Raw genomic sequence first — 24848 nt, 5'->3', positions numbered from 1 at the left:
GAGGACACACCCCGAGGAGCAAGGGCACCCGGCCGGCCACCCCGGCAGCAATCACTTCCCCGGCCCAGGACAGGCCAGGCCCGCCCAGGCGTGTGAACCCCGCACACGCGCCGTCCGTGAGCATGGGTGGCACCCGCACCTGGGAGCCACCCGCCCGCAGGTCTAAACCAATCCACCCGACGGCCCTTGTCATCGAGGGTCCTGGTCTGATGAGCTGTGGCCTGGGACACAACGGACACCCTGGGAAAGGGAGATGTCGTGAGCAACGAATCCTTGGCCAACCTGCTCAAGGAAGAGCGCAGGTTCGCGCCCCCCGCCGACCTGGCCGCGAACGCCAACGTCACCGCGGAGGCGTATGAACAGGCCAAGGCTGACAGGCTCGGCTTCTGGGCCGAGCAGGCCCGCCGGCTGACCTGGGCCAAGGAGCCTAGCGAGACCCTGAACTGGTCGAATCCGCCGTTCGCGAAGTGGTTCGAGGACGGCAAGCTCAACGTGGCGTACAACTGCGTGGACCGGCACGTCGAGGACGGGCACGGCGACCGGGTCGCCATCCACTTCGAGGGTGAGCCCGGCGACGGCCGCGCCATCACTTACGCCGAGCTCAAGGACGAGGTCTCCAAGGCCGCGAACGCACTGCTGGAGCTCGGAGTTCAGGCGGGCGACCGGGTCGCCGTCTACCTGCCGATGATCCCCGAGACGGCGATCGCGATGCTCGCCTGCGCCCGCATCGGCGCCGCGCACTCCGTGGTCTTCGGCGGCTTCTCCGCGGACGCGCTCGCGACCCGTATCAAGGACGCCGACGCACGGGTCGTCATCACCTCCGACGGCGGCTACCGCCGCGGCAAGCCCTCCGCACTCAAGCCCGCGGTCGACGACGCCGTCGACCGCGTGGACAACGTGGAGCACGTCCTCGTCGTCCGCCGCACGGGCCAGGAGGTCGCCTGGACCGAGGGGCGCGACGTGTGGTGGCACGAGATCGTGGAGCGCCAGTCCGCCGAGCACACGCCCGAGGCGTTCGACGCCGAGCACCCGCTCTTCATCCTCTACACCTCGGGCACGACGGGTAAGCCGAAGGGCATCCTGCACACCTCCGGCGGCTACCTCACCCAGACGTCGTACACGCACCACGCCGTCTTCGACCTGAAGCCCGAGACCGACGTGTACTGGTGCACGGCCGACGTCGGCTGGGTGACCGGCCACTCGTACATCGTCTACGGGCCGCTGGCGAACGGCGCGACGCAGGTCATGTACGAGGGCACGCCGGACACCCCGCACCAGGGCCGTTTCTGGGAGATCGTGCAGAAGTACGGCGTCACGATCCTCTACACGGCGCCGACGGCGATCCGTACGTTCATGAAGTGGGGCGACGACATCCCCGCGAAGTTCGACCTGTCCTCGCTGCGCATCCTGGGCTCGGTCGGTGAGCCGATCAACCCCGAGGCGTGGATCTGGTACCGCAAGCACATCGGCGCGGACCGGACGCCGATCGTGGACACCTGGTGGCAGACCGAGACCGGCGCGATGATGATCTCCCCGCTGCCGGGCGTGACGGAGACCAAGCCGGGCTCCGCGCAGACGCCGCTGCCCGGCATCTCCGCGACCGTCGTCGACGACGAGGCGAACGAGGTGTCCAACGGTGGCGGTGGCTACCTGGTCCTCACCGAGCCGTGGCCGTCGATGCTCCGCACCATCTGGGGCGACGACCAGCGGTTCATCGACACCTACTGGTCGCGCTTCGAGGGCAAGTACTTCGCCGGGGACGGCGCCAAGAAGGACGACGACGGGGACATCTGGCTCCTCGGGCGCGTCGACGACGTCATGCTCGTGTCCGGCCACAACATCTCCACCACCGAGGTGGAGTCGGCGCTGGTGTCCCACCCGTCGGTCGCGGAGGCGGCCGTGGTCGGCGCGGCCGACGAGACCACCGGGCAGGCGATCGTGGCGTTCGTGATCCTGCGCGGCACCGCCGCGGAAACCGAGGACCTGGTCACCGAACTGCGCAACCACGTGGGCACGACCCTCGGCCCCATCGCCAAGCCGAAGCGGATCCTGCCGGTCGCGGAGCTGCCCAAGACCCGCTCCGGGAAGATCATGCGGCGGCTGCTGCGTGACGTGGCGGAGAACCGGCAGCTCGGAGACGTCACGACGCTGACGGACTCGACGGTGATGGACCTGATCCAGGCCAAGCTGCCTGCGGCAGCGAGCGAGGACTGAGCACGGGCGACGGCTGACCACGGCCGAGGACTGACCACGGGCGACGGCTGAGCGACCGACGGCCGAGCAGGTTCGTTCGGTCCTGATTCGTACGGTCCTGAAAGGGGCACCCGGCAGCACACCGGGTGCCCCTTTCGCGTCCCCGGCGTCCGCACTCGTCGTACGGGATCACCTGTCAGGCGAACTCACGGAAAGGATCCCGCCACACCTTAGGTAAGGTAAGAACCGCGTCAGCAACGCGACAAGACGCTCAAGGTGCGCCGGGAAGTCTGGTCGGCATGTGTTTCGTCCTGCCCACCGACCGGAGGTCCCCACCATGGCCGCCCCCCGCACCGCCACCAGCACCCGCAAGTTCCTCGGCCGTCTCTCGCTGCCCGAGCGGAACTTCGTCGCGGACGCGCTGCGGACGGAGACGGTCGGAGGTGTGCTGCTCCTCGCAGCAGCGGTCACCGCGCTGATCTGGGCGAACGTGCCTGCCCTGCACGGCAGTTACGAAGCCGTGCGCGACTTCCACCTGGGGCCGGGCTCTCTCGGCCTCGACCTCTCCGTCGAGCACTGGGCGGCCGACGGACTGCTCGCGGTCTTCTTCTTCGTCGCGGGCATCGAGCTCAAACGTGAACTGGTGGCCGGTGACCTGCGGGACCCGAAGGCGGCCCTGCTCCCTGTCGTGGCCGCGCTCTGCGGGATGGCCGTGCCCGCGCTCGTCTACGCGGTCACGAACGTCAGCGGCGGCGGCTCGCTCGCCGGCTGGGCCGTGCCCACCGCCACCGACATCGCCTTCGCGCTCGCCGTCCTCGCCGTCATCGGAACCTCTCTGCCCTCGGCCCTGCGCGCCTTCCTGCTCACCCTCGCCGTCGTCGACGACCTGTTCGCGATCCTGATCATCGCCGTCTTCTTCACCTCCGACATCGACTTCGTCGCGCTCGGCGGCGCCTTCGTCGGCCTCGCCGTCTTCTGGCTGCTCATCAGGAAGGGCATACGCGGCTGGTACGTGTACGTCCCGCTCGCGCTCGTCATCTGGGGGCTGATGTACAACAGCGGCATCCACGCCACCATCGCCGGTGTCGCCATGGGGCTGATGCTGCGCTGCACGAGGCACGAAGGCGAGTCCCGTTCCCCCGGCGAGTACGTCGAGCACCTCGTACGCCCCCTCTCGGCGGGCCTCGCCGTGCCGTTGTTCGCCCTGTTCAGCGCGGGGGTCGCGGTCTCCGGCAGCGCGCTCGGCGAGGTGTTCACCCGGCCCGAGACGCTCGGTGTCGTCCTCGGACTCGTCGTCGGCAAGGTGCTCGGCATCTTCGGGGGCACCTGGCTGACGGCCCGTTTCACCAGGGCATCGCTCAGTGAGGATCTCTCCTGGCCGGACGTCTTCGCGGTCGCCACGCTGGCCGGCATCGGCTTCACCGTCTCACTGCTCATCGGTGAACTCGCCTTCGAGGGCGATCCGGAGCTCGCCGACAAGGCCAAGGCCGCCGTGCTCGTCGGCTCCCTGATCGCGGCCACGCTGGCGACCGTGCTGCTGAAGGTACGGAACGCCAAGTACCGCGCCCTGTACGAGGCGGAGGAGCGCGACGAGGACCTCGACGGCATCCCCGACATCTACGAACAGGACAACCCCGACTACCACCTGCGCATGGCCGAGATCTACGAGCGCAAGGCCGCCGAGCACCGGAGGCTTGCCGAAGTGGCGGGCAGGGCAAGCGAGGGGAACGACGGTCCGGCATGATCTGACAGGACCGTACAAAACCGCAGGCACCCCCAGACCGTACGAAGGACCGCACGCGCGGCGAACAGCCCGTTCCGTACGGCGGTCCCACAGCCCCGGGGAGGCCGAGGACGCAAGTGAGGGAGACTTCGATGAGCGCACCCGACGGCAGCCCGGTCGGCGCCGAACGCAGTATCGGCCAGCTGTTCGCCACGGCGACCACCGAGATGTCCGCGCTGGTGCACGACGAGATCGCGCTGGCCAAGGCCCAGCTCAAGCAGGACGTCAAGCGCGGTGCGATGGGCGGCGGGGCGTTCGCGGCAGCCGGCGCGGTGCTGATCTTCTCCCTGCCGATGCTGAGCTTCGCCCTCGCGTACGGCATCCGGACCTGGAGCGGCTGGAACCTCGCGGTCTGCTTCCTGTTGTCGTTCGCGGCCAACGTGCTGGTCGCCGGACTCCTCGCGCTGATCGGGGTCGTCTTCGCCAAGAAGGCCAAGAAGGGGCAGGGCCCGCAGAAGGTCGCCTCCTCCATGAAGGAGACCGCGGGCGTCCTGCAGAACGCCAAGCCTCACCCCCGTCGGCCCAGCCCAGCCGACGCCCCTGCCGAGGCTGTGGCACGCTCGACCTCATGACGGACCCCGCCACTCCTTCGGACAAGTCCCCTGCCTCTTCGACGACTGCGGCCTCCGGGGCCTCCGCGGCGCCTCCCGCCTCGGTCGTACGGCTGGACGTGCCCGGCGCGAAGGTGGCGCACCGGGACGTCGCGGCCAACGGCGCGCGCTTCCACATCGCGGAGCTGGGTGACGGACCGTTGGTCCTGCTGCTGCACGGTTTCCCGCAGTTCTGGTGGACGTGGCGGCACCAACTGGTCGCCCTCGCCGACGCCGGCTACCGGGCCGTGGCGATGGATCTGCGGGGCGTCGGCGGCAGCGACCGTACGCCCCGGGGCTACGACCCCGCCAACCTGGCGCTCGACATCACCGGAGTCGTGCGGTCCCTCGGCGAGCCCGACGCCGCGCTGGTCGGCCACGACCTCGGCGGCTACCTGGCGTGGACGGCCGCCGTGATGCGCCCCAAGCTCGTACGGCGACTCGCGGTCGCCTCGATGCCGCACCCCAGGCGCTGGCGCTCGGCCATGCTGTCGGACGTCAAGCAGACGGCCGCCGGATCCTACATCTGGGGCTTCCAGCGGCCCTGGATCCCCGAACGGCAGCTCACCGCCGACGACGGAGCCCTGGTGGGCCGGCTCATGCGGGACTGGTCGGGGCCGCGGCTGCCGGACGACGAGACCGTGGAGACGTACCGGCGTGCGATGTGCATCCCGTCGACGGCGCACTGCTCGATCGAGCCGTACCGGTGGATGGTCCGCTCGATGGCCCGCCCGGACGGCATCCAGTTCAACCGCCGTATGAAGCGCCCGGTCCGCGTGCCCACCCTGCACCTGCACGGTTCGCTGGACCCCGTGATGCGCACCCGGAGCGCAGCCGGCTCCGGAGAGTACGTCGAGGCCCCGTACCGCTGGCGGCTGTTCGACGGCCTGGGTCACTTCCCGCACGAGGAGGACCCGGTCGCGTTCTCGACCGAACTGATCAACTGGCTGAAGGATCCCGAACCCGATCGGTGACCGTCCGGGTGCGTCTGGTGTCCGGACGGCACCCGGACGTACCCGGATGCCCCCGGACGGGAACACCTGTCCGACGAAGGTCCGGCAGAGATCTGACGAAGCTCATACGACGGTCATACGGACGGCCACATGCCTGGCGCATAGGCCAATTGAGGGGCTCGGGGGCGGTTATCGACCTTGGGGCAGGGGCAGACGTCGGGGTATGGGCTGGACGCACGACTACAGTGACGCAGCACGCAACCGCCGCTCCGCCGCGGGCCTGAGTTCCCATCAGGGGGGTGGCCCGCAGCTTTCGGGCGCGGACGCCCGGCTGGGCATTCCACATATTCTGCGCCGCCGGGCCCGCTGGGTCTCGGCGCGGCTGCGCCACCCGCGCGCCTGAGTCGTTCCGCCGTCGGCCCTAGATGGCGCAGCTGTCGCTGCCCACCTGCTGGCTGGCAGCCCGGCCCCTGGTGATGTCCTCCTGGACCTCGTCCGCGGTGAGCGCGTACCCGGTCTCGGGATCGTCGAGGGACTTCGCGAAGACCACGCCGTACACCTTGCCGTCGGGCGTGAGCAGCGGGCCGCCGGAGTTGCCCTGGCGGACGGTCGCGTACAGCGAGTACACGTCGCGGCTGACGGTGCCGCGGTGGTAGATGTCCGGGCCGTTGGCCGTGATGCGGCCCCGCACGCGCGCGGGGCGCACGTCATACGCGCCGTTCTCCGGGAAGCCCGCCACGATCGCGCTGTCGCCGGTGACGGCGTCCTCGCGCGAGAACTGCAGCACGGGCGCGTTCAGATTCGGCACGTCCAGTACGGCGATGTCGCGCTCCCAGTCGTAGAGGACGACCGTGGCGTCGTACTTGCGGCCCTCGCCCCCTATCTGGACGGTGGGCTCGTCGACGCCGCCGACCACGTGCGCGTTGGTCATCACGCGGCGCTGACCGAAGACGAACCCGGTGCCCTCGAGGACCTTGCCGCAGCTCTCGGCCGTACCCATGACCTTGACGATGGACTTCTTGGCCTGCTGGGCGACCGCGCTGTTCGCCAGCTGCGGGTCGGGGGGCTGGACCTCGGTGATCTTCTCGTTCGAGAACGGGCTGAAGACCTGCGGGAAGCCGTTCTGCGCGAGGACCGAGGTGAAGTCCGTGAACCAGGTGTCGGCCTGGTCGGGCAGGGTGCTGGACACACCGTGGAGCACCCTGGAGTTGCGCACCTCCGTGCCGAGCGTCGTCCGCGCCAGCAAGGAACCGATCAACCAGGCGACCAGGAGCATCGCCACCACGTTGACGAGGGCGCCGCCGGTGGCGTCGAGGGCGCGGGCCGGGGACCAGGTGATGTACCGACGGAGGTTGCTGCCCCAGTGGGTGGTCAGGGCCTGACCGACGGAGGCGCAGACGATGACGACGATCACCGCTACGACGACGGCGGTCGTGCCCACCTCCGCGCCGTCGGTCAACGCGTCCCAGATGACCGGGAGCAGATAGACAGCGGCGAGGCCGCCCCCGAGGAAGCCGATCACCGAGAGGATGCCGACGACGAAGCCCTGGCGGTAGCCCACGATTGCGAACCACACGACGGCGACCAGCAACAGGATGTCCAGCACGTTCACTGCTTCAAGCCTCGCCTCGTCACCTTGCGGTCGCCAATCCCCGGCCCGGGGACGGGGCCACTCCGCAACAGCACACGAGCGCGGCGTCCCCCGGAAAAACACAGCACGGCTGCCACCCTGTCATGCGCGCCAGTCGAGCGGGACCTGCTTATCCCGGTCCCAGGGCCGCTCCCAGCCCGCGAAGTGCAGCAGACGGTCGATGATTCCGGCTGTGAATCCCCACACCAGGGCCGATTCGACCAGAAATGCCGGACCTTTGTGACCTCTGGGGTGGATGGCGGTGGCGCGGTTGCCGGGGTCCGTGAGATCCGCCACGGGGACGGTGAAGACACGGGCCGTCTCGTTCGGATCGACGACACCCACCGGGCTCGGCACTCGCCACCAGCCCAGAACGGGAGTGACCACGAAGCCGCTCACCGGGATGTACAGCTTGGGCAGCACGCCGAACAGCTGGACGCCACTCGGGTCGAGCCCGGTCTCCTCCTCGGCCTCGCGGAGAGCGGCCCGCAGCGGCCCGTCGGCCTTCGGGTCGCCGTCCTCGGGGTCGAGGGCGCCTCCGGGGAAGGAGGGCTGGCCCGCGTGCGACCGCAGCGAGCTCGCCCGCTCCATGAGCAGCAGCTGGGGCCCGCGCTCTCCCTCGCCGAACAGGACGAGCACGGCGGACTGCCGGCCCTCGCCGTTCGCGGGCGGCAGGAATCTGCTCAGCTGCGGCGGCTCCACCGTCTCGGCGGCGTGGACCACGGGGTCCAGCCAACCGGGCAGGCCGTCCTTGCTCAGCACCAGCCGCCCGTCGTGCGTGTTGCTCGCGTGCGTCATCGCCACCCCCGTCGCTCTGCCGATCCCAACGCGCACGCCACCGCGGATCGTTCCGCAGGTCCCTCGTGTGGGTGTCCTGCCGCACGAGCGCCGTGCGGGCCTCGTGCCGTACTAGCGCCATGCGGGCTTTCTGCCGTACAGGCGTCGTGCGGGCTGCCTGCCGTACGAGCGTCGTGTGGGTCTCCTGCTGTGCCGGCCGTCATCCGGCCCCCAGCGGGGGTGCCGGGATGCCGCCGGCGTCCAGGTACGCCTGCGGAGGCTTGAGGCGCTGGCCCGGGAAGCCGCCCTTCTCGTACTTAAGGAGCTTCTTCGCCTTCTCCGGGTCCGTCTCGCCCTCGCCGTACGCCGGGCAGAGTGGGGCGATGGGGCAGGCGCCGCACGCGGGCTTGCGGGCGTGGCAGATGCGGCGGCCGTGGAAGATCACGTGGTGCGAGAGCATCGTCCACTCGCTCTTCGGGAAGAGCGCGCCGACGGCCGCCTCGATCTTGTCCGGGTCGGTCTCCTCGGTCCACTTCCAGCGCCGGACCAGCCGCTGGAAGTGCGTGTCCACCGTGATCCCGGGCCGCCCGAAGGCGTTGCCGAGCACGACGAAGGCGGTCTTCCGGCCGACGCCGGGCAGTTTGACCAGGTCCTCCAGCCGACCGGGCACCTCCCCGCCGAAGTCCTCCACCAGGGCCTTCGACAGCCCCATGACCGACTTGGTCTTGGCCCGGAAGAAGCCGCAGGGCCGCAGGATCTCCTCGACCTCCTCGGGGTTGGCCGCGGCAAGGTCCTCGGGCGTCGGGTACTTCGCGAAGAGCGCCGGCGTGGTCTGGTTCACGCGCAGGTCGGTGGTCTGGGCCGACAGGACCGTGGCCACGATCAACTGGAAGGGGCTCTCGAAGTCCAGCTCCGGGTGGGCGTACGGGTACACCTCGGCGAGCTCGCGGTTGATACGGCGGGCGCGGCGAACGAGCGCGGTGCGCGACTCGGCTTTCGGGGGCTTCTTGGCCCTGGTCCTGCCACCTGATGCCTCCGTGGCGGCGGCGTCGGCGCTTCCGGCGGCGACGGTGGCCTTCCTCGAAGGAACAGCCTTCTTCGAAGGAACGGCCTTCTTCGCGGGGGCAGCCTTCTTCACGGCGGCGGCCTTCTTCGGGGTCGCCTTCCGGACAGCCTGCACTCCCGGCTCCTCAGCAGGGGCAGGCCTCGCGGCCGCCTCCACTTTTGTCGCCTTTTTCACTTTCTTCGCTTCCGCGGGGGCCTGTTCGCCCACAGCGGAATCGCGACGTACAGCCACCCGCCCAGCCCCCTTGGCCTGTGCTCTCACCGGCGATTTGGACACCCGGCCAGCCTAAAGGCAGGCACCGACATCTGCCCCTGACCCACAAGATCGGCCACCAATTGGACCCCTGCTGGGCACCTGGGCACACCTGTACGGCATCCTTGTGACAGATCACACTGTTTGGACCGTCGGGCAATATGGGGAGCACGGTCCCCTGGTACCACGGGGAGCAAGATCCCCTGAGCAGGTCGACAAGGAGAGAACTCGTGGACGACGTTCTGCGGCGCAATCCGCTCTTCGCCGCGCTCGACGACGAGCAGGCCGCGGAGCTTCGCGCCTCCATGAGTGAGGTGACCCTCGCGCGCGGTGACGCCCTGTTCCATGAGGGCGACCCCGGAGACCGCCTGTACGTGGTCACGGAGGGCAAGGTCAAGCTTCACCGCACGTCCCCGGACGGCCGGGAGAACATGCTGGCCGTCGTGGGCCCCAGTGAGCTCATCGGCGAGCTGTCGCTGTTCGACCCGGGCCCGCGTACGGCGACGGCCACCGCACTGACCGAGGTCAAGCTGCTCGGCCTGGGCCACGGCGACCTCCAGCCCTGGCTGAACGCCCGCCCGGAGGTGGCCGGCGCCCTGCTGCGCGCGGTCGCCCGCCGGCTGCGCAAGACCAACGACCAGATGTCCGACCTGGTCTTCTCGGACGTTCCCGGCCGCGTGGCCCGCGCGCTCCTGGACCTCTCGCGTCGCTTCGGCGTGCAGTCCGAGGAGGGCATCCACGTGGTGCACGACCTCACGCAGGAGGAGCTCGCCCAACTCGTCGGCGCCTCCCGCGAGACGGTCAACAAGGCCCTCGCGGACTTCGCCGGCCGTGGCTGGCTGCGCCTGGAGGCCCGCGCGGTGATCCTCCTGGACGTCGAACGCCTCGCCAAGCGTTCCCGCTGACTTCCGGTACACCGACGGGGTCCTGCCTCCTGGAGTGCGGGGCCCCGTTCACGGTGATCACATGGCCGGAACCGAGCACTCCAGAGCCCCCGGATCCCCCAGAGGGCTCGACCCGCGGGGCTGCATCGAACGTGAGGGGTCCCTGGGGCGGATACCCCAAGCCTTCCGTCCGGTCGTCGCCACCGCGCGAGACCGGATCCTCGACGCCTTCGGCACCCGCCTGCACAGCGCGTACCTCTACGGCTCGGTCCCCCGCGGCACCGCGCGCGTGGGGCGCAGCGACCTCGACCTCCTCGTCACCCTCCGCGAGAAACCCACGGACGCGGACCGCGCGGAGGCCCGTGCCCTCGATGAGGCGCTCGACCAGAAGTTCCCTCAGATCGACGGCTCCGGCACCCTGCTCCACAGCCGTGCGCGGGTACTGAGTGACCTGGAGAGGTACGACCTGGGCTGGTTCGTCGCCTGCCTCTGCACGCCCCTCCTGGGCGAGGACCTCGCCGAGTACCTCCCCCGCTACCGCCCGGACTCGCTCCTCGCGCGTGAGACCAACGGCGATCTCGCGCTGCACCTTCAGCGGTGGCGCAAACGGATCGAGGAGGTGACCGGTGGCGCGTCCGGCGACGCGGCCGCCGAGGAATCCCGGCGCTCCCTCGTCCGCGGCATCTCCCGCCGCCTCGTCCGCACCGGCTTCACGCTGGTCATGCCCCGTTGGAACGGCTGGACCAGCGACCTGCACGAGATGGCCGAGGTGTTCGGGCAGTACTACCCGGAGCGCGCCGGCCAGATGCGGTCGGCGGCGGTCGCGGCGTACGAGCCGGGCCCCGACCCGGCCGTCCTGCGCTGCTATGTGGACGACCTCGGCCTGTGGCTCGCCGAGGAGTACGCGCGCGTGCACGGCGTCAAGGCGGCGCGCCCCTGAGACAGCCCCTCCGAACTCCTGAGGCAGCCCCCGCCCGGCAGCAGCCCGGTGTCAGATCAGCCCGTGTTCCGTCAGGTAGTCCAGCTGCGCCCGCACCGACAGCTCGGCCGCCGGCCACAGTGAGCGGTTCACGTCCGCGTACACGTGGGCCACGATCTCATCCGCCGTGCGGTAGCCGTCCTCGACTGCCGTCTCGATCTGGGCGAGCCGGTGGGCGCGATGGGCGAGATAGAACTCGACGGCGCCCTGGGCGTCGTCGAGGACGGGACCGTGGCCTGGGAGGACGGTGTGGACGCCGTCGTCGACGGTCAGTGACCGGAGCCGCCGCAGGGAGTCGAGATAGTCCCCGAGACGGCCGTCCGGGTGGGCCACGACCGTCGTTCCGCGGCCCAGGATGGTGTCACCCGTCAGGACCGCCCGATCGGCCGGGAGATGGAAGCACAGCGAGTCCGCGGTGTGCCCGGGTGTGGAGACGACCCGCAGCTCCAGCCCGCCGACGGTCACCACGTCGCCCGCGCCCAGCCCCTCGTCCCCGAGCCGCAGTGCCGGGTCCAGCGCACGCACCTTGGTCCCCGTCAGCTCGGCGAACCGCGCCGCACCTTCCGCGTGATCGGGGTGCCCGTGCGTGAGCAGCGTCAGCGCGAACCGTTTTCCGGCCCTCTCCGCCGTGTCGACGACGTTGCGCAGGTGCCCGTCGTCCAGCGGCCCCGGGTCGACGACGACCGCCAGCTCGGAGTCGGGCTCGGACAGGATCCAGGTGTTCGTGCCGTCGAGGGTCATCGGGGAGGCATTGGGCGCGAGCACGTTGACGGCGCGCGGGGTGGCGGTGCCCGAGACGACCGTGCCCCGTGGCTGGCCGGGAAGCGCGGCGGCGTCCGTCATGCGGGGGCCTCTTCCAGGACGTTGCTCATGCGGAGGTTCCCCCCGTCGGGATGTGCTTGGTGAACTCGTCGTGACCGGGCCAGGAGAGGACGATCTCGCCCTCCTCCAGGCGGGCCCGCGCCAGGACCGGGGTCATGTCGCGCCCGGGCGCGGCGGCCAGTGCCTCCGCGGCCGTGGCGTACGGGACGAGCTGGCGCAGGGTCGCGATGGTGGGCGGCATCATGAGCAGCTCGCCCTTGTCGTACGCGTCGGCCGCGTCCCCGGGGCGGATCCACACGGTGCGGTCGGCCTCCGTGGAGGCGTTGCGGGTGCGCTGCCCCTCCGGGAGGGCGGCCACGAAGAACCAGGTGTCGTAGCGGCGGGGCTCGAACTCCGGGGTGATCCAGCGGGTCCACACGCCGAGGAGATCGGAACGCAGCACCAGGCCCCTGCGCTCCAGGAACTCCGCGAAGGACAGGTCGCGGGCGGCCACGGCCGCGCGGTCCGCCTCCCAGTCCTCCCCCGTCGTGTCGCCGACCACGGAGTCGGCGGTCGGGCCCGCGAGGAGGACGCCCGCCTCCTCGTAGGTCTCGCGTACGGCCGCGCAGACGACGGCCTGGGCGCCGGTCTCGTCGACCCCCAGCCGGTCCGCCCACCACGCGCGCGTGGGGCCCGCCCAGCGGATGTGGAGTTCGTCGTCGCGGGGGTCCACGCCACCGCCCGGATACGCGTACGCGCCCCCGGCGAAGGCCATGGAGGCGCGTCTGCGCAGCATGTGCACCACGGGGGTGCCGTCGGTGTCCTTGAGCAGGATGACCGTGGCCGCCCTCTTCGGGACGACCGGGGTGAGCGTGCCCTCCGCCAGCGAGCGGATGCGTTCCGGCCACTCCGGTGGGTACCACTGACCGTTCGCCATGGCCGGAGGCTATCTCGTAGTGCGCTGATGTTCGAGAGGCAACAATCGGTTGCTCCAGGGACGCGTTCCGGGGGCACGTTCTACGAACCAGTGCTCCTGGTCACGGGTTTCCCGACAGGGACGGCGGCGACAGGAACAGCGGCGACAGGAACGGCGACGCCGTACCGCACTCGGCACCGCTGCCCCCGGAGCCGTCGCTCAGCTCTCCGTCAGCTCCACCTGGATCTCGACCTCCACCGGCGCGTCCAGCGGGAGCACCGCCACGCCGACGGCGCTGCGGGCGTGGACGCCCTTGTCGCCGAGGACCTCGCCGAGCAGTTCGCTGGCACCGTTGAGGACGGCGGGCTGGCCCGTGAAGTCGGGGGCCGAGGCGACGAAGCCCACGACCTTCACCACGCGCGCGACGCGGTCGAGGTCACCGGCGACCGACTTGACCGCGGCGAGCGCGTTGAGCGCGCAGGTGCGGGCCAGGTCCTTGGCCTCCTGCGGAGTGACCTCCGCGCCGACCTTGCCGGTGACCGGCAGCTTGCCGTCCACCATGGGCAGCTGCCCGGCGGTGTACACGTACACGCCCGACCGCACGGCGGGCTGGTACGCGGCGAGCGGCGGGACGACCTCGGGCAGGGTCAGTCCGAGCTCGGCGAGCTTGGCCTCGACGGCGCTCACTGCTTCTCCCGCTTCAGGTAGGCCACCAGCTGCTCGGGGTTGTTCGGCCCGGGCACGACCTGGACGAGCTCCCAGCCGTCCTCGCCCCAGGTGTCCAGAATCTGCTTCGTGGCATGGACGAGCAGCGGCACGGTTGCGTATTCCCACTTGGTCATGTGGCCGACTCTAGCCGCTGCGCGGCGGGGGTCACGCGGCAGTCATGCGGCCGACCCCAGCCGCGTTATCCACAGCCTCCCGCGTAGGCCGTGCACGGACTGGTTAGGCTCGAAGGCGTGAGCAGGCTCCAGGTCGTCAGCGGCAAGGGCGGTACCGGAAAGACCACGGTCGCCGCAGCACTCGCGCTCGCCCTCGCGACCGAGGGCAAGCGCACTCTTCTCGTCGAGGTGGAGGGCAGGCAGGGCATCGCGCAGGTCTTCGAGACGGAGGCACTGCCGTACGAGGAGCGGAAGATCGCCGTGGCTCCGGGCGGTGGCGAGGTGTACGCGCTCGCGATCGATCCCGAACTGGCTCTTCTGGACTACCTCCAGATGTTCTACAAGCTGGGCGGTGCCGGCCGGGCCCTGAAGAAGCTCGGCGCCATCGACTTCGCCACCACCATCGCGCCGGGCCTCAGGGACGTACTCCTGACCGGCAAGGCGTGCGAGGCGGTGCGCCGCAAGGACAAGAGCGGCCGGTTCCTGTACGACTACGTGGTGATGGACGCGCCGCCCACGGGCCGCATCACCCGCTTCCTGAACGTGAACGACGAGGTGGCGGGCCTGGCGAAGATCGGCCCGATACACAATCAGGCCCAGGCGGTGATGCGGGTCCTGAAGTCCCGCGAGACCGCCGTGCACCTGGTGTCGCTCCTGGAGGAGATGCCCGTCCAGGAGACCGCGGACGGCATCGCGGACCTGCGCTCGGCCCGGCTGCCGTTGGGCCGGATCATCGTGAACATGGTGCGTCCGGCCGTACTCGACGGCGACGACCTGGAGTTCCTGCAGGCCGCGTCCCGTCCGTCCATCGCCAGGTCACTCTCGGCGGCCGGCCTCGGCGGAGCGCGGCGCGGTGGCCACGCCGAGCGGCTCGTGGATCCGCTGCTGGAGCAGGCCGCCGAGTACGCCGAGCGCCACACCCTGGAGCACGAGCAGCGGGCCGTACTGCGGGAGCTGGGCCTGCCGCTGCACGAACTCCCGCTGCTCGCCGAGGGCATGGACCTGGCGGGCCTGTACGAACTGGCCACGGAACTGCGTCAGCAAGGGATCTCATGAGTCAGGACCCGGCCCCCACGCACAGCTTGGCCTCCACGCGCGACTCGGCCCACCCGCACGATCCGCATCGAGCAATCGCCTCCACCCGCGCCCTGGCGGTCGATCCGCTGATCGACGACCCGAAGACCCGCATCGTGGTGTGCTGCGGCTCCGGGGGCGTCGGCAAGACGACGACGGCGGCGGCCCTGGGGCTGCGTGCCGCCGAACGCGGCCGCAAGGTGGTGGTGCTCACCATCGACCCGGCGCGCAGGCTGGCGCAGTCCATGGGTATCGACTCGCTGGACAACGTGCCGCGCCGGGTGAAGGGCATCGACGACTCCGCCGGCGGCGAACTGCACGCCATGATGCTCGACATGAAGCGCACCTTCGACGAGATCGTCGAGGCGCACGCGGACCCCGAGCGGGCGTCCGCCATCCTGAGCAACCCCTTCTACCAGTCGCTCTCGGCGGGCTTCGCGGGCACGCAGGAGTACATGGCGATGGAGAAGCTGGGGCAGCTGCGCGCCCGGGACGAGTGGGACCTGATCGTCGTCGACACACCGCCGTCGCGCTCCGCGCTGGACTTCCTGGACGCCCCGAAGCGGCTGGGGTCCTTTCTGGACGGGAAGCTGATCCGGGTGCTGCTGGCGCCCGCGAAGGTGGGCGGGCGTGCGGGGATGAAGTTCCTGAACGTCGGGATGTCGATGATGACGGGCGCCCTGGGGAAGCTCCTCGGCGGCCAGCTCCTGAAGGACGTGCAGACCTTCGTGGCCGCCATGGACTCGATGTTCGGCGGGTTCCGCACGCGCGCGGACGCCACGTACAAGCTGCTGCAGGCGCCCGGCACGGCGTTCCTGGTGGTGGCGGCCCCGGAGCGGGACGCACTGCGCGAGGCCGCGTACTTCGTGGAGCGGCTGGCCGCCGAGGACATGCCGCTCGCCGGTCTGGTGCTCAACCGGGTCCACGGCAGCGGCGCAGCCCAGCTGTCCGCCGAGCGCGCACTCGCCGCTGCGGAGAACCTCGACCTCGCGGACGATCACGCGGATCCCCCTGCGGCCGATTTCCCCGAGACCGATTCCCCCGAGACCGATTCCGCTGCGGCTGATCCCTCCGCGGCCGGGGCCCCTGCGGCCGATCACTCCGTAGCCGATCCCTCTGCGGCGGAGCCCTCCGTGGCCGATCCCTCCGCGGACGAGCCGGCCACAGCCGACCTGACCACGGCCGATCCGGCCGAGGCAGACCCTGCCGACCCCGTCGCCGCGGAAAATCTTGCCGATTCCCGCATTGTCGATCAGGTGGACGGGAAAGTAGGACTTCGTAACTCTCCCGACGCGTACGGCAGTTCAGCATCTCCCGCATCCGAGGGTCACGAGTCCGAGGTTCCCGCACCCGAAGCAGGCTCCCCCGCCGCAGACCGGGCCACCGCGGACCGGACGGACCGGACCGTCGACCAACTCACCGCAGGCCTTCTGAGATTGCACGCCGAGCGCATGCAGCTGCTCTCCCGCGAGCAGCGCACTCGCGATCGCTTCACCGCGCTCCACCCCGAGGTGGCCGTGGCCGAAGTGGGCGCACTGCCCGGCGACGTCCATGACCTCGCAGGACTGCGAGACATTGGTGACCGGCTCGCGGCCATACGGCCGGAGCTGCCCACCACCGACGCCTGAGCGTCCGGTAGCCACAAGCGGCACGGAGGCCTGCCGGGTACACGCCCGGCACGGAGGCCTCCGGAGACCGCGGGCACCAGCACCCGGAAGCCTGGGGCACCCGGAAGTCGGTGCACCTGCCCGACTCGCCGACGCCACAAGGGCGCCCTCGGTGCCCTGGCAGTCAACACGCAGTCAATACGCGGGAGCCGCCCTCGATCTGCTCAGCCCACCGCGGCGTAGTTCTCGTACACCTCTTCCTCGTCGAGCGGCAGCAGGCCCGCGCCGCGCTCGTACTCCGTACGTGCGGTCTCCAGCAGCCTGCGCCATGACGTGACAGTCGGACGCCTGCGCAGCAGTGCGCGGCGCTCGCGCTCCGTCATGCCTCCCCACACGCCGAACTCCACGCGGTTGTCCAGCGCGTCGGCCAGGCACTCCGTGCGTACCGGACATCCGGTGCACACCGCCTTGGCCCTGTTCTGCGCTGCTCCCTGAACGAACAGTTCATCCGGATCGGTAGTGCGGCAGGCAGCCTGCGCACTCCAGTCGGTTACCCAGCCCATACCGGCGCCGTCCTCTCCCGAATCGAGGCTCCCCCACGGCGGCAGCGGCATATTCACCGCCGCCAGTTGAGGACGTTACGGAAGGTGGGCACAGCGCAACACCCCCTTCGGGCCCAATCTTGAATGGCCCGAACGGACTATGGGTAAGCGGCAGATCACCCGCAGGAGTGACCTGGGGTCATACGTGACTTTCCCGTCAGAACGGGACAGTTGAGCCACGTCACAATGGACACCAGGTGACACACACGGCGAATTCGGACACACCCCCGAAAAAAAGTGGGGAGAACGTCGGAACGATTCGGGTTCGCCAGACGTACTTGATACGTGGGCCTACTGCCGTGACAGTCGAGAGCAGCTTAGGCCAAGGCATATGCGCGTGTCCGGCGAATGAGAACGTAGACACATCCGTTGCCCTGGCATCAGGCGTCCACCCCGCACCATCCGCCCGGGGCCATCCGCGCCCTGCGCCCGCGTGACCGTAGTCACCATCAGCATCAACACCAGGGCCGCGCACGCGCTCCACGCGGGGTCGTTGCATGCCCGGCTGCCCCGAGATGTCACGATCCTGTACTCGAACATCCCGAGGGGCACCCGCTCCCTCGGAACGCTCATCACTACGGATTAGGCTGCCCCCATGCCAAACAAGCGCTCGGGCGGAGGTCTGTCACCAACGCAGCAGGCCGCCAAGTTCCTCGGTGTCAGTGTGCTCGCGGGAGCCGTCATGGCGGGCATCGCACTGCCCGCGGTCGGCGCCCTCGGGCTGGCCGCTAAGGGCTCGGTCGAGGGGTTCGACGAGCTCCCGGCCAACCTGAAGCGCCCGCCCCTGAGCCAGCGCACGACGATCCTCGACAACGAGGGCGGCCAGATCGCCACGGTCTACTCCCGTGACCGCACGGTCGTCGAACTCAAGGACATCGCGCCCGCCATGCAGAAGGCGATCGTCGCGATCGAGGACTCGCGCTTCTACTTGCACGGCGCGGTCGACCTCAAGGGCATCCTGCGCGCCCTCAACAAGAACGCGCAGAGCGGCGGCGTCGAGCAGGGCGCGTCCACGCTGACGCAGCAGCTCGTGAAGAACGTCGCGGTGGAGGAGGCCGGCGACGACCCGACAAAGGTCGCCCAGGCCACCCAGCAGACCCTCGGCCGCAAGATCCGCGAGCTGAAGTACGCGATCCAGCTGGAGGAAGAGCTCGGCAAGAAGAAGATCCTGGAGAACTACCTCAACATCACGTTCTTCGGGCAACAGGCGTACGGCATCGAGGCAGCCGCCCAGCGCTACTTCTCCAAGCCCGCGAAGGACCTGGAGCTCGACGAGGCCGCGCTCCTCGCCGGCATCGTCCAGTCGCCGACGCGTTACGACCCGATCAACGACGAGGCGGAGGCCAAGAAGCGCCGCAACATCGTGCTGCAGCGCATGGCCGAGGTCGGCGACATCTCCCGGGCACAGGCGGACAGGGCCAAGAGGGCTCCCCTCGGGCTCGACGTCAGCAAGCCGAAGAACGGCTGCATCACGGCGGTCAAGGGCGCCGGCTTCTTCTGCGACTACGTGCGCGAGGTGTTCCTGAACGACCCGGTCTTCGGCAAGTCCAAGGAGGCCCGGGCCAAGATCTGGAACCAGGGCGGCCTGACGATCCGGACGACGATGGACCCGCAGGCCCAGCAGTCGGTCCAGGACTCGATCAAGACTCACGTCAACCAGAGCGACGACGTGGCGACCGCCGCCAGCGTCGTCGAGCCCGGCACCGGCAAGATCCTGGCGATGGGCCAGTCCCGCCCGTACGGCATCGACACCAAGCAGAACGAGACGACGATCAACCTCTCGGTCGACAAGGACATGGGCGGCGGCGCCGGGTACCAGCCCGGTTCGACGTTCAAGCCGATCGTCGCCGCGGCCGCCATCGAGGACGGCATGGCCCCGACGAAGCAGTACTCGTCGCCGTACGAGATGCCCTACCCGAGCCCGATCGCGGCCTGCGACGGCAAGAACTGGACGAACACCGAGGGCGCCAAACTCGCCAACGAGAACAAGTCGGAGGTCGGCCCGTACCGCATGAAGGAGGCGACCGCGAAGTCGGTCAACACCTACTACGTGCAGTTGATCGCCGACATCGGTATCTGCCCGGTCACCAAGATGGCCGGGGAGATGGGCGTGAACCGCGCGGACGGCGGCGAGATGGGCCAGAACCCGTCGATCGCCCTCGGCACCCAGGAGATGTCGCCGCTGACGATGGCGAACGCGTACGCGACCTTCGCCTCACGCGGCATGTACTGCACGCCGGTCGCCATCGAGTCGATCAAGCAGAGCGTCGGCGGGACGACGAAGTCCCTCGATGTCCCGAAGTCGACCTGTTCACGCGCGATGTCGGAGACCACCGCCGACACGATGAACACCCTGCTCAAGGGCGTGGTCGAGGACGGTACGGGTACGCAGGCGGGTCTCGGCAGCCGCCCCAGCGCGGGCAAGACCGGTACGACGGACGGCCGCTACGCCGCCTGGTTCGTGGGCTACACGCCGAACATGGCGGGGGCCGTCTGGGTCGGCGACCCGGCGCACAAGCGGCGCATGGTCGACATCAGCATCGGCGGCAACTACCACGCCAAGGTGTACGGCGGTGGGGTCCCCGGCCCGATCTGGCGCGACATGATGAGCGGCGCGCTGGTGGGCAAGGACGCACCCGACTTCAACCTGATCAACATCCCCGACGAGCGGGACCGCGATCGCGACCGTGGCCGGGGCAAGGGCCGCGACGGCGGGGACGGCAACGACAACAAGGGGAACGGCAACAACGGCGGCCTGGTCGACGGCGGCACCGGCGGCGATTTCCCCACCCCGTCCTTCTCCATCCCGGAGGGCTTCATCCAGGGCCAGGGGAACGGCGGCAGGGGGAACGGCGGCGGGTTCGGCGGCTGACCGGTCGGCCAATCGGTCAGCCGATCGGTCAGCCGATCGGTCAGCCGGTCGGTAACCAGCCGGCTGGATACGGCGGTGGGGTGCCCCCTTGGGTAAAGGGGGCACCCCACCGCCGTATTCGGAGCCTCCACAGGCGCCGCCGCGCACACGGCCGGGCCGTGACAGAGGTAGCAGACGTAGCAGATGCAGTAGCCGTATCGCAGCGCGCCGAGAGCCGTGGTCGTATCGCCCGGAAGCGCTGCTCAGCCGCCTGGAAGCGCCGCTCAGCCGCCCGCGAGAAGCTGCTTGACCACCGCGGCGACGCGACCGCCCTCGGCCTGGCCCGCCACCTTCGGGTTGACGATCTTCATGACCTGGCCCATCGCGCGCGGCCCCTCGGCACCGGCCGCCCTCGCCTCCTCGACGGCCTGGGCGACGATCTGCCGGAGCTCCTCGTCCGAGAGCTGCTTGGGCAGATAGGCGGCGAGGACCTCGCCCTCCGCCTTCTCCCGCTCGGCCTGCTCGACCCGGCCACCGTGCGCGAAGGCATCCGCGGCCTCGCGCCGCTTCTTCGCCTCCTTGGTGATCACCTTCAGGACCTCGTCGTCGGAGAGCTCGCGCTTCTCCTTGCCCGCGACCTCCTCCTTGGTGATCGCGGCGAGCGTCAGCCGGAGCGTCGAGGAGCGGAGCTCGTCGCGCTCCTTGATCGCGGCGTTGAGGTGTTCCTGCAGCTTCGACTTGAGCGTGGTCATGAGATCGATTGTCGCAGGTGCGCGGGGTCGGCCGCCCGTTGATTTCATGGGGCGTGGCTGGGCGCGGCCGCGTGCGACCCGGCCTGCCTCAGCTCTTCCGCCTTGTCCACAGGGGGACTTGGGGATGCCGACCGCGACGGGCCATGGTTATCCACAGGCTGCGCGAGGTGTCGTGCGGGTCTGACACGATGGGTGTATGCGAGCGCGATACGGAGTACCTCTGGGCATCGCGGCGGTGGGCGCCGCCGGTCTGGTCTATGCGGCGGGATTCGAGGCCCGCTCCTTCCGGCTGCGCCGGGTGACGGTGCCGGTGCTGCCGTCCGGCATGCGGCCGCTGCGCATACTCCAGATCTCCGACATCCACATGGTGAGCGGACAGCGCAAGAAGCAGCGCTGGCTGCGCTCGCTGGCCGGGCTGCGCCCCGACTTCGTCATCAACACCGGGGACAACCTCTCCGACCCGGAGGGCGTCCCCGAGGTACTGGACGCGCTGGGCCCGCTGATGGAGTTCCCGGGGGCGTACGTCTTCGGTTCGAACGACTACTACGGCCCGAAGCTGCGCAACCCCGCCCGCTACCTGCTGGAGAAGACCCAGGGCCGCCACGGTCTGAACGGCAACGCACCGGCGGTGGGCGTCATCCACAACCCCTGGGAGGAGTTGCGGGACGGCTTCGACACGGCGGGCTGGCTGAACCTCACGAACACGCGCGGCACGCTGAAGATCGAGGGCACGGAGGTGGAACTGACCGGCCTGGACGACCCGCACATCAAGCGGGACCGGTACGCGCGCGTGGCGGGCGGCCCCTCCGAATCGGCCGACTTCTCGATGGGCGTGGTGCACGCCCCGTATCTGCGCTCGCTGGACGCCTTCACCGCGGACGGTTACCCCCTGGTCCTCGCCGGCCACACCCACGGCGGCCAGCTCTGCATCCCCTTCTACGGCGCACTCGTGACCAACTGCGACCTGGACACGGACCGGGTGAAGGGCCTGTCCACGCACACGGCGGACGAGCGGACGGCATACCTCCACGTATCGGCGGGCTGCGGCACGAACCGCTACACGCCGGTACGGTTCGCCTGCCCGCCCGAGGCATCACTGCTGACGCTGGTGGGACGGGAGTGAAACCAGCGCGGTGACCCGCTGACGACTGCTGCACGTCACGAAGGCTTCCTCCGAGACGCCCCCTGGCGCCCCTTGGCGCGGCCCTCCGCGCACCCCTGGCATGCCCCCCGGCACGCACGTCCCCAGCACCTCACCCAAACAGAGTGCCCCATTTAGCCGGTTTTGCCGACGCGACTTAGCGTGAACGCATGACCACTCCGATACCCAGGGACATACCCGACCTGCCCGCGATACCGGGCATGCCGGCGCCGCTGCAGTCCGTCGTCCCCGCGAGTGCGGTGGTGGCACCGAACCGGCGCCCGGTGGCAGCCGCCTTCCGTCTGATGGTGGCGCTGACGGCGGCAGCGGGCGTGGGCGTCGAGCTGCTCCTGGGCAGCCCGCTCCACGTCCTGAGCTACTTCATGATCCAGACCGGCGTGCTGGTGGCAGTGGTCTTCGCCTCCTCGGCGTCACGGGCCTGGACGGCCCGCCGCCCCCTGCCACCCCGGGTGACGGGCGGCACGCTGCTGTACATCTCGATCGCGGCCCTGATCTCTCACGTGATCCTCACGGGGGGCTCGACCGCCTTCCTCACGATGGGACCGACCCCGGTCCCGGGCGCGGTCCCGGCCCCAGGCGCGGGACCCGGGTCAGGAACGGCCGAGGTCGCCACACTCACGGGCTGGCCCGCACCGGCCAACCCGCTCCTCCACACACTGCTCCCCCTCGCGGTGGTCGCGGACTGGCTGCTCTTCACCCGCCCAGCCCCTCTGCGCCCTGCCCTCGCGGCAACGTGGCTGCTCTACCCCCTGGCGTACCTGGCATTCACGCTGGCCCGCGGCTTTCTGCTGCCCGACGGCTCATCGGCGTCGTACCTCTACCCCTTCCTGGACGTGAACCACCAGGGCTACAAGAGCGTCCTCGCCAACGCCCTCCTCATCGGCCTCGCCTGCTACGCCCTGGGGCTCCTCCTGGTCGCCCTAGACCACCTCCGCCCCAACCCGGTCCGCCCCCGCCGAGGCCGCCTGGACTGGTGAGCCCGCCGCCCACCTCCCGCAAAACCGGATTTCGTCTCCAGCCACCAGTGGGCTAAAGTAAACGACGTCGCCGCGACACGCAGCGACAATCGGGGTGTAGCGCAGCTTGGCAGCGCGCTTCGTTCGGGACGAAGAGGTCGTGGGTTCAAATCCCGCCACCCCGACAGTGAAGTACCAGGTCAGGGGCCTGATCCAGTTGATGGATCAGGCCCCTGAGTGGTTCCTGGAGATCGCTTGGGAGAAATCTGGGAGAAGATCTTGGTCGGCTTCTCCCAGGGGCAGTCTCCAGTGCCGCAGGAAGAGCCGTGCTCGTGCGCCCTCGGACCTGCGCGTTCGCGAATCCAGGGCTCGTAGCTGACCAGGTACACCCGTGCGGGCCACGTCAACGGTCGTTAGGAACACCGCACATGGCAGGTCCTCGCTCAGCGCCTCCCCACGAGAACGCTCACGCACTCGCTCAGCGAGTTCGTGCGTTACGGGAGGACCGCGGGTGGACGCGGGAACGGCTGGCCAAAGAGGCAGGCATCGCCGTCGGGACGCTGAGCCGTTTGGAAAACGGGGGGGCGATCCAGCCAGCTTTCTTCACCGTTGGCGCGGTCGCTAATGTCCTCGGAGTCGCCCTAGATGATCTGTTCCGGACGGCCCAGGTTCCGCCCGTCACTCCCGGTCTCTGGTCCGCCGGATACGAAGGCCGCGACATCGATTCGTTCGTCGCCTCGCTCCTCGACAGTCGCATCAGCGTCGTAGCGGACGTACGGCTCACCCCGATCAGCCGCAAGAAGGGCTTCAGCAAGACTCGGCTCGGGCAGGCACTCGCCGAGGCCGGCATCGAATACACCCACCTGCGTGGCCTGGGCAATCCCAAGGACAACCGGGCGCCGTTCTGGGAGGGCCGCCTCGACGTGGGCCGGGCTCGGTTCCGTGGAGTGCTGCGGTCCGAGGAAGCGCAAACCGATCTTGAACGCCTCGCAGAGCATGCCCGGCAGTCCCGGGTCGCGGTGCTGTGCTTCGAGAAAGACGAAAGCCGCTGCCACCGACAGGTCGTCCTGGAGACGGTCCGCAAGCGGGCCGCCGTGCCCGTAATTCCCTTGGCCTGACTTCGCCCCTCGCTCCTCTACGCGCCCTTGCCGGTGGCGCATGCCTCTCCTCCAATCGGATCGGGAGATCAGTGGAGGGGGCAACCATGGGATCGGGGATTTGGCAGCGCGCACGGATCATGATCACGGTCAAGACCTATCCGGAACTGTCCGCGAAGTACCACGAGACGAGCTGCGTGGCCGGCATACGGCTCGACCAAGGGGCGCCCCAGCATGTGCGGCTCTTCCCGGTTCCGTTCCGGCTGCTGAACGAAGAAAGCCAGTTCGCCAAGTACTCGATCGTCGAGGTCGATGTGCAGCGACACCATGGGGACCGCCGTCCCGAAAGCTTGCGCCCCAACCTGCAGAGTCTCAAGGTCATCGAGCGCCTCGGGACAGCGGACGGCTGGCGCGAACGCTTCTCGCATGTTCAGCCCCTCGTGGCGCCGTCCCTGTGCTCCATAAAGCGGGACCAGGAGCTTCGGGGGACGTCGCTTGGTGTCTTCCGCCCAGCGGAGTTCACCGGCTTCCGCTTCGCTCCTGCCGAGCCCTGGCCAGCTTCGAAGGCGGCCCTGGCAGACCAGTTGGATCTACTCGCGCAGGACCTTCGCCAACTGGAGTGGGTGCCGCTTGAGTTCCGGTACGGCTTCCGATGCGCGGACCAGGAGTGCGGTGGTCACGACATGGGGCTGAGGGACTGGGAAGCGGGTGAGTCGTACCGCAAGTTCGTTCGCCACTACGGGAAGGACGGCGTGGAGGAGAAGCTTCGCGAGCGCTGGTTCGACCGGATGGTCACTGCGGAGAAGGCCGTGCACTGCTTCGTCGGGAACGTCGCGGCCCGCCCCAAGACGTTCCTGCTGCTGGGCCTGTTCTACCCGCGACGGGATGTCGTCGAGAACTTCCAGGAGAGCCTGTTCGACCTGTGAGGGTGAGTACGCAGGATGGGGAACCCATGTCACCGTCCCCTGACCGAGGCCGTCGACTGAACTGCCGCGTGCCGGATGCGGCCTGCGGACCTGTCTGGATGCGGGCATGCCATGCT

23 protein-coding genes and 1 tRNA gene are annotated in these 24848 nt (G+C 69.6%); 15 read left to right on the top strand and 9 right to left on the bottom strand.

The window, feature by feature from the left end; genetic code table 11:
• The first annotated feature begins 216 nt into the window (after positions 1-216).
• From acs to FPZ41_RS47870, 5 genes are all read left to right on the top strand, one after another.
• Entirely contained in the window at positions 217-2214 is a 1998-nt protein-coding gene (gene acs, locus FPZ41_RS03460) for an acetate--CoA ligase (protein ID WP_322619781.1), read from the top strand.
• Positions 2215-2530: 316 nt separating this feature from the next.
• Complete coding sequence (nhaA, locus tag FPZ41_RS03455; RefSeq protein ID WP_152858964.1) at positions 2531-3937, top strand: Na+/H+ antiporter NhaA; 1407 nt, start codon at positions 2531-2533, stop codon at positions 3935-3937.
• A 131-nt stretch (positions 3938-4068) separates the two neighbouring features.
• A complete protein-coding gene (locus FPZ41_RS03450) occupies positions 4069-4548 on the top strand; it encodes a phage holin family protein (RefSeq protein WP_152858962.1) in 480 nt (159 codons plus the stop codon).
• The gene (locus tag FPZ41_RS03445; protein WP_228022410.1) at positions 4545-5540 is read left to right on the top strand and encodes an alpha/beta fold hydrolase; all 996 of its coding nucleotides are present in this window, start codon (positions 4545-4547) and stop codon (positions 5538-5540) included. The genes FPZ41_RS03450 and FPZ41_RS03445 overlap by 4 nt, the downstream gene beginning before the upstream one ends.
• A gap of 202 nt (positions 5541-5742) precedes the next feature.
• Positions 5743-5922, top strand: a complete 180-nt coding sequence (locus tag FPZ41_RS47870; RefSeq protein WP_131558608.1) for a hypothetical protein — start codon at positions 5743-5745, stop codon at positions 5920-5922.
• Positions 5923-5940: 18 nt separating this feature from the next.
• On the opposite strand, the gene FPZ41_RS03435 is transcribed toward FPZ41_RS47870, so the two are convergent.
• The 3 genes from FPZ41_RS03435 to nth form a co-directional block, all read right to left on the bottom strand.
• Positions 5941-7131, bottom strand: coding sequence for a MarP family serine protease (locus FPZ41_RS03435; protein WP_322619780.1), 1191 nt, complete (start codon positions 7129-7131; stop codon positions 5941-5943).
• Positions 7132-7251: 120 nt separating this feature from the next.
• A complete protein-coding gene (locus FPZ41_RS03430) occupies positions 7252-7947 on the bottom strand; it encodes an NUDIX hydrolase (RefSeq protein WP_131558604.1) in 696 nt (231 codons plus the stop codon).
• 199 nt (positions 7948-8146) lie between these two features.
• A complete protein-coding gene (nth, locus tag FPZ41_RS03425; RefSeq protein ID WP_407698744.1) occupies positions 8147-9223 on the bottom strand; it encodes an endonuclease III in 1077 nt (358 codons plus the stop codon).
• Positions 9224-9474: 251 nt separating this feature from the next.
• Here nth and FPZ41_RS03420 point away from each other — a divergent pair, with 251 nt between their 5' ends.
• Both FPZ41_RS03420 and FPZ41_RS03415 read left to right on the top strand, forming a co-directional pair.
• Positions 9475-10149, top strand: a complete 675-nt coding sequence (locus FPZ41_RS03420; RefSeq protein ID WP_131558600.1) for a Crp/Fnr family transcriptional regulator — start codon at positions 9475-9477, stop codon at positions 10147-10149.
• Between the two features lie 61 nt (positions 10150-10210).
• A complete protein-coding gene (locus FPZ41_RS03415; RefSeq protein ID WP_152858960.1) occupies positions 10211-11068 on the top strand; it encodes a nucleotidyltransferase domain-containing protein in 858 nt (285 codons plus the stop codon).
• Positions 11069-11119: 51 nt separating this feature from the next.
• On the opposite strand, the gene FPZ41_RS03410 is transcribed toward FPZ41_RS03415, so the two are convergent.
• The 4 genes from FPZ41_RS03410 to FPZ41_RS03395 all read right to left on the bottom strand — a co-directional run bounded on the left by FPZ41_RS03410 (position 11120) and on the right by FPZ41_RS03395 (position 13666).
• Entirely contained in the window at positions 11120-11950 is an 831-nt protein-coding gene (locus FPZ41_RS03410) for an MBL fold metallo-hydrolase (RefSeq protein ID WP_152858958.1), read from the bottom strand.
• A gap of 25 nt (positions 11951-11975) precedes the next feature.
• Positions 11976-12845 (bottom strand): NUDIX hydrolase, encoded by an 870-nt coding sequence (locus FPZ41_RS03405; protein ID WP_152858956.1) that lies wholly within the window; start codon positions 12843-12845, stop codon positions 11976-11978.
• Positions 12846-13043: 198 nt separating this feature from the next.
• Complete coding sequence (locus tag FPZ41_RS03400) at positions 13044-13511, bottom strand: RidA family protein (RefSeq protein WP_322619778.1); 468 nt, start codon at positions 13509-13511, stop codon at positions 13044-13046.
• Entirely contained in the window at positions 13508-13666 is a 159-nt protein-coding gene (locus FPZ41_RS03395) for a DUF4177 domain-containing protein (RefSeq protein WP_003991873.1), read from the bottom strand. The genes FPZ41_RS03400 and FPZ41_RS03395 overlap by 4 nt, the downstream gene beginning before the upstream one ends.
• A 117-nt stretch (positions 13667-13783) precedes the next feature.
• Here FPZ41_RS03395 and FPZ41_RS03390 point away from each other — a divergent pair, with 117 nt between their 5' ends.
• Both FPZ41_RS03390 and FPZ41_RS03385 read left to right on the top strand, forming a co-directional pair.
• Entirely contained in the window at positions 13784-14761 is a 978-nt protein-coding gene (locus FPZ41_RS03390; protein WP_322619777.1) for an ArsA family ATPase, read from the top strand.
• A complete protein-coding gene (locus FPZ41_RS03385) occupies positions 14758-16407 on the top strand; it encodes an ArsA family ATPase (protein ID WP_228022408.1) in 1650 nt (549 codons plus the stop codon). Before FPZ41_RS03390 ends, FPZ41_RS03385 begins: the two co-directional genes overlap by 4 nt.
• Positions 16408-16610: 203 nt before the next feature.
• Here FPZ41_RS03385 and wblA read toward each other — a convergent pair whose 3' ends face one another.
• Positions 16611-16949, bottom strand: a complete 339-nt coding sequence (gene wblA / locus FPZ41_RS03380; protein WP_059133594.1) for a transcriptional regulator WblA — start codon at positions 16947-16949, stop codon at positions 16611-16613.
• Between the two features lie 634 nt (positions 16950-17583).
• Between wblA and FPZ41_RS03370 the strand changes: the two genes are divergently transcribed.
• Positions 17584-19860: a transglycosylase domain-containing protein gene (locus FPZ41_RS03370; RefSeq protein WP_152858954.1), complete on the top strand. Its 2277-nt coding sequence runs from the start codon at positions 17584-17586 to the stop codon at positions 19858-19860.
• A gap of 263 nt (positions 19861-20123) precedes the next feature.
• Here FPZ41_RS03370 and FPZ41_RS03365 read toward each other — a convergent pair whose 3' ends face one another.
• Positions 20124-20591 carry a GatB/YqeY domain-containing protein gene (locus tag FPZ41_RS03365; RefSeq protein ID WP_152858952.1) on the bottom strand — a complete coding sequence of 156 codons (468 nt, stop codon included), beginning with the start codon at positions 20589-20591 and terminating at the stop codon, positions 20124-20126.
• A gap of 196 nt (positions 20592-20787) precedes the next feature.
• Between FPZ41_RS03365 and FPZ41_RS03360 the strand changes: the two genes are divergently transcribed.
• The 5 genes from FPZ41_RS03360 to FPZ41_RS03340 all read left to right on the top strand — a co-directional run bounded on the left by FPZ41_RS03360 (position 20788) and on the right by FPZ41_RS03340 (position 24732).
• Positions 20788-21714, top strand: a complete 927-nt coding sequence (locus tag FPZ41_RS03360; protein WP_152858950.1) for a metallophosphoesterase — start codon at positions 20788-20790, stop codon at positions 21712-21714.
• Between the two features lie 188 nt (positions 21715-21902).
• Positions 21903-22730 carry a Pr6Pr family membrane protein gene (locus FPZ41_RS03355; protein WP_152858948.1) on the top strand — a complete coding sequence of 276 codons (828 nt, stop codon included), beginning with the start codon at positions 21903-21905 and terminating at the stop codon, positions 22728-22730.
• A gap of 90 nt (positions 22731-22820) precedes the next feature.
• Positions 22821-22894: transfer RNA gene (locus FPZ41_RS03350), tRNA-Pro, on the top strand.
• A 243-nt stretch (positions 22895-23137) separates the two neighbouring features.
• Entirely contained in the window at positions 23138-23827 is a 690-nt protein-coding gene (locus tag FPZ41_RS03345; protein WP_152858946.1) for a DUF488 family protein, N3 subclade, read from the top strand.
• Positions 23828-23913: 86 nt separating this feature from the next.
• The gene (locus FPZ41_RS03340; RefSeq protein WP_228022406.1) at positions 23914-24732 is read left to right on the top strand and encodes a hypothetical protein; all 819 of its coding nucleotides are present in this window, start codon (positions 23914-23916) and stop codon (positions 24730-24732) included.
• Positions 24733-24848: the final 116 nt, after the last annotated feature.

This window comes from Streptomyces acidicola, assembly GCF_009377235.1.
GTDB lineage: Bacteria > Actinomycetota > Actinomycetes > Streptomycetales > Streptomycetaceae > Streptomyces > Streptomyces acidicola.
Note: the sequence above shows the minus strand (reverse complement) of the source record. Positions and strands in the feature narration are given on the sequence as shown.

Excerpts from the sequence above, each read along its gene's own strand:
- nhaA (WP_152858964.1), top strand. The coding sequence starts at position 2,531 with ATGGCCGCCCCCCGCACCGCCACCAGCACCCGCAAGTTCCTCGGCCGT.
- FPZ41_RS03450 (WP_152858962.1), top strand. The coding sequence starts at position 4,069 with ATGAGCGCACCCGACGGCAGCCCGGTCGGCGCCGAACGCAGTATCGGC.
- FPZ41_RS03445 (WP_228022410.1), top strand. The coding sequence starts at position 4,545 with ATGACGGACCCCGCCACTCCTTCGGACAAGTCCCCTGCCTCTTCGACG.
- FPZ41_RS47870 (WP_131558608.1), top strand. The coding sequence starts at position 5,743 with ATGGGCTGGACGCACGACTACAGTGACGCAGCACGCAACCGCCGCTCC.
- FPZ41_RS03430 (WP_131558604.1), bottom strand. The coding sequence starts at position 7,947 with ATGACGCACGCGAGCAACACGCACGACGGGCGGCTGGTGCTGAGCAAG.
- FPZ41_RS03415 (WP_152858960.1), top strand. The coding sequence starts at position 10,211 with ATGGCCGGAACCGAGCACTCCAGAGCCCCCGGATCCCCCAGAGGGCTC.
- FPZ41_RS03410 (WP_152858958.1), bottom strand. The coding sequence starts at position 11,950 with ATGACGGACGCCGCCGCGCTTCCCGGCCAGCCACGGGGCACGGTCGTC.
- FPZ41_RS03405 (WP_152858956.1), bottom strand. The coding sequence starts at position 12,845 with ATGGCGAACGGTCAGTGGTACCCACCGGAGTGGCCGGAACGCATCCGC.
- FPZ41_RS03395 (WP_003991873.1), bottom strand. The coding sequence starts at position 13,666 with ATGACCAAGTGGGAATACGCAACCGTGCCGCTGCTCGTCCATGCCACG.
- FPZ41_RS03385 (WP_228022408.1), top strand. The coding sequence starts at position 14,758 with ATGAGTCAGGACCCGGCCCCCACGCACAGCTTGGCCTCCACGCGCGAC.
- wblA (WP_059133594.1), bottom strand. The coding sequence starts at position 16,949 with ATGGGCTGGGTAACCGACTGGAGTGCGCAGGCTGCCTGCCGCACTACC.
- FPZ41_RS03370 (WP_152858954.1), top strand. The coding sequence starts at position 17,584 with ATGCCAAACAAGCGCTCGGGCGGAGGTCTGTCACCAACGCAGCAGGCC.
- FPZ41_RS03365 (WP_152858952.1), bottom strand. The coding sequence starts at position 20,591 with ATGACCACGCTCAAGTCGAAGCTGCAGGAACACCTCAACGCCGCGATC.
- FPZ41_RS03360 (WP_152858950.1), top strand. The coding sequence starts at position 20,788 with ATGCGAGCGCGATACGGAGTACCTCTGGGCATCGCGGCGGTGGGCGCC.
- FPZ41_RS03355 (WP_152858948.1), top strand. The coding sequence starts at position 21,903 with ATGACCACTCCGATACCCAGGGACATACCCGACCTGCCCGCGATACCG.
- FPZ41_RS03345 (WP_152858946.1), top strand. The coding sequence starts at position 23,138 with ATGGCAGGTCCTCGCTCAGCGCCTCCCCACGAGAACGCTCACGCACTC.
- FPZ41_RS03340 (WP_228022406.1), top strand. The coding sequence starts at position 23,914 with ATGGGATCGGGGATTTGGCAGCGCGCACGGATCATGATCACGGTCAAG.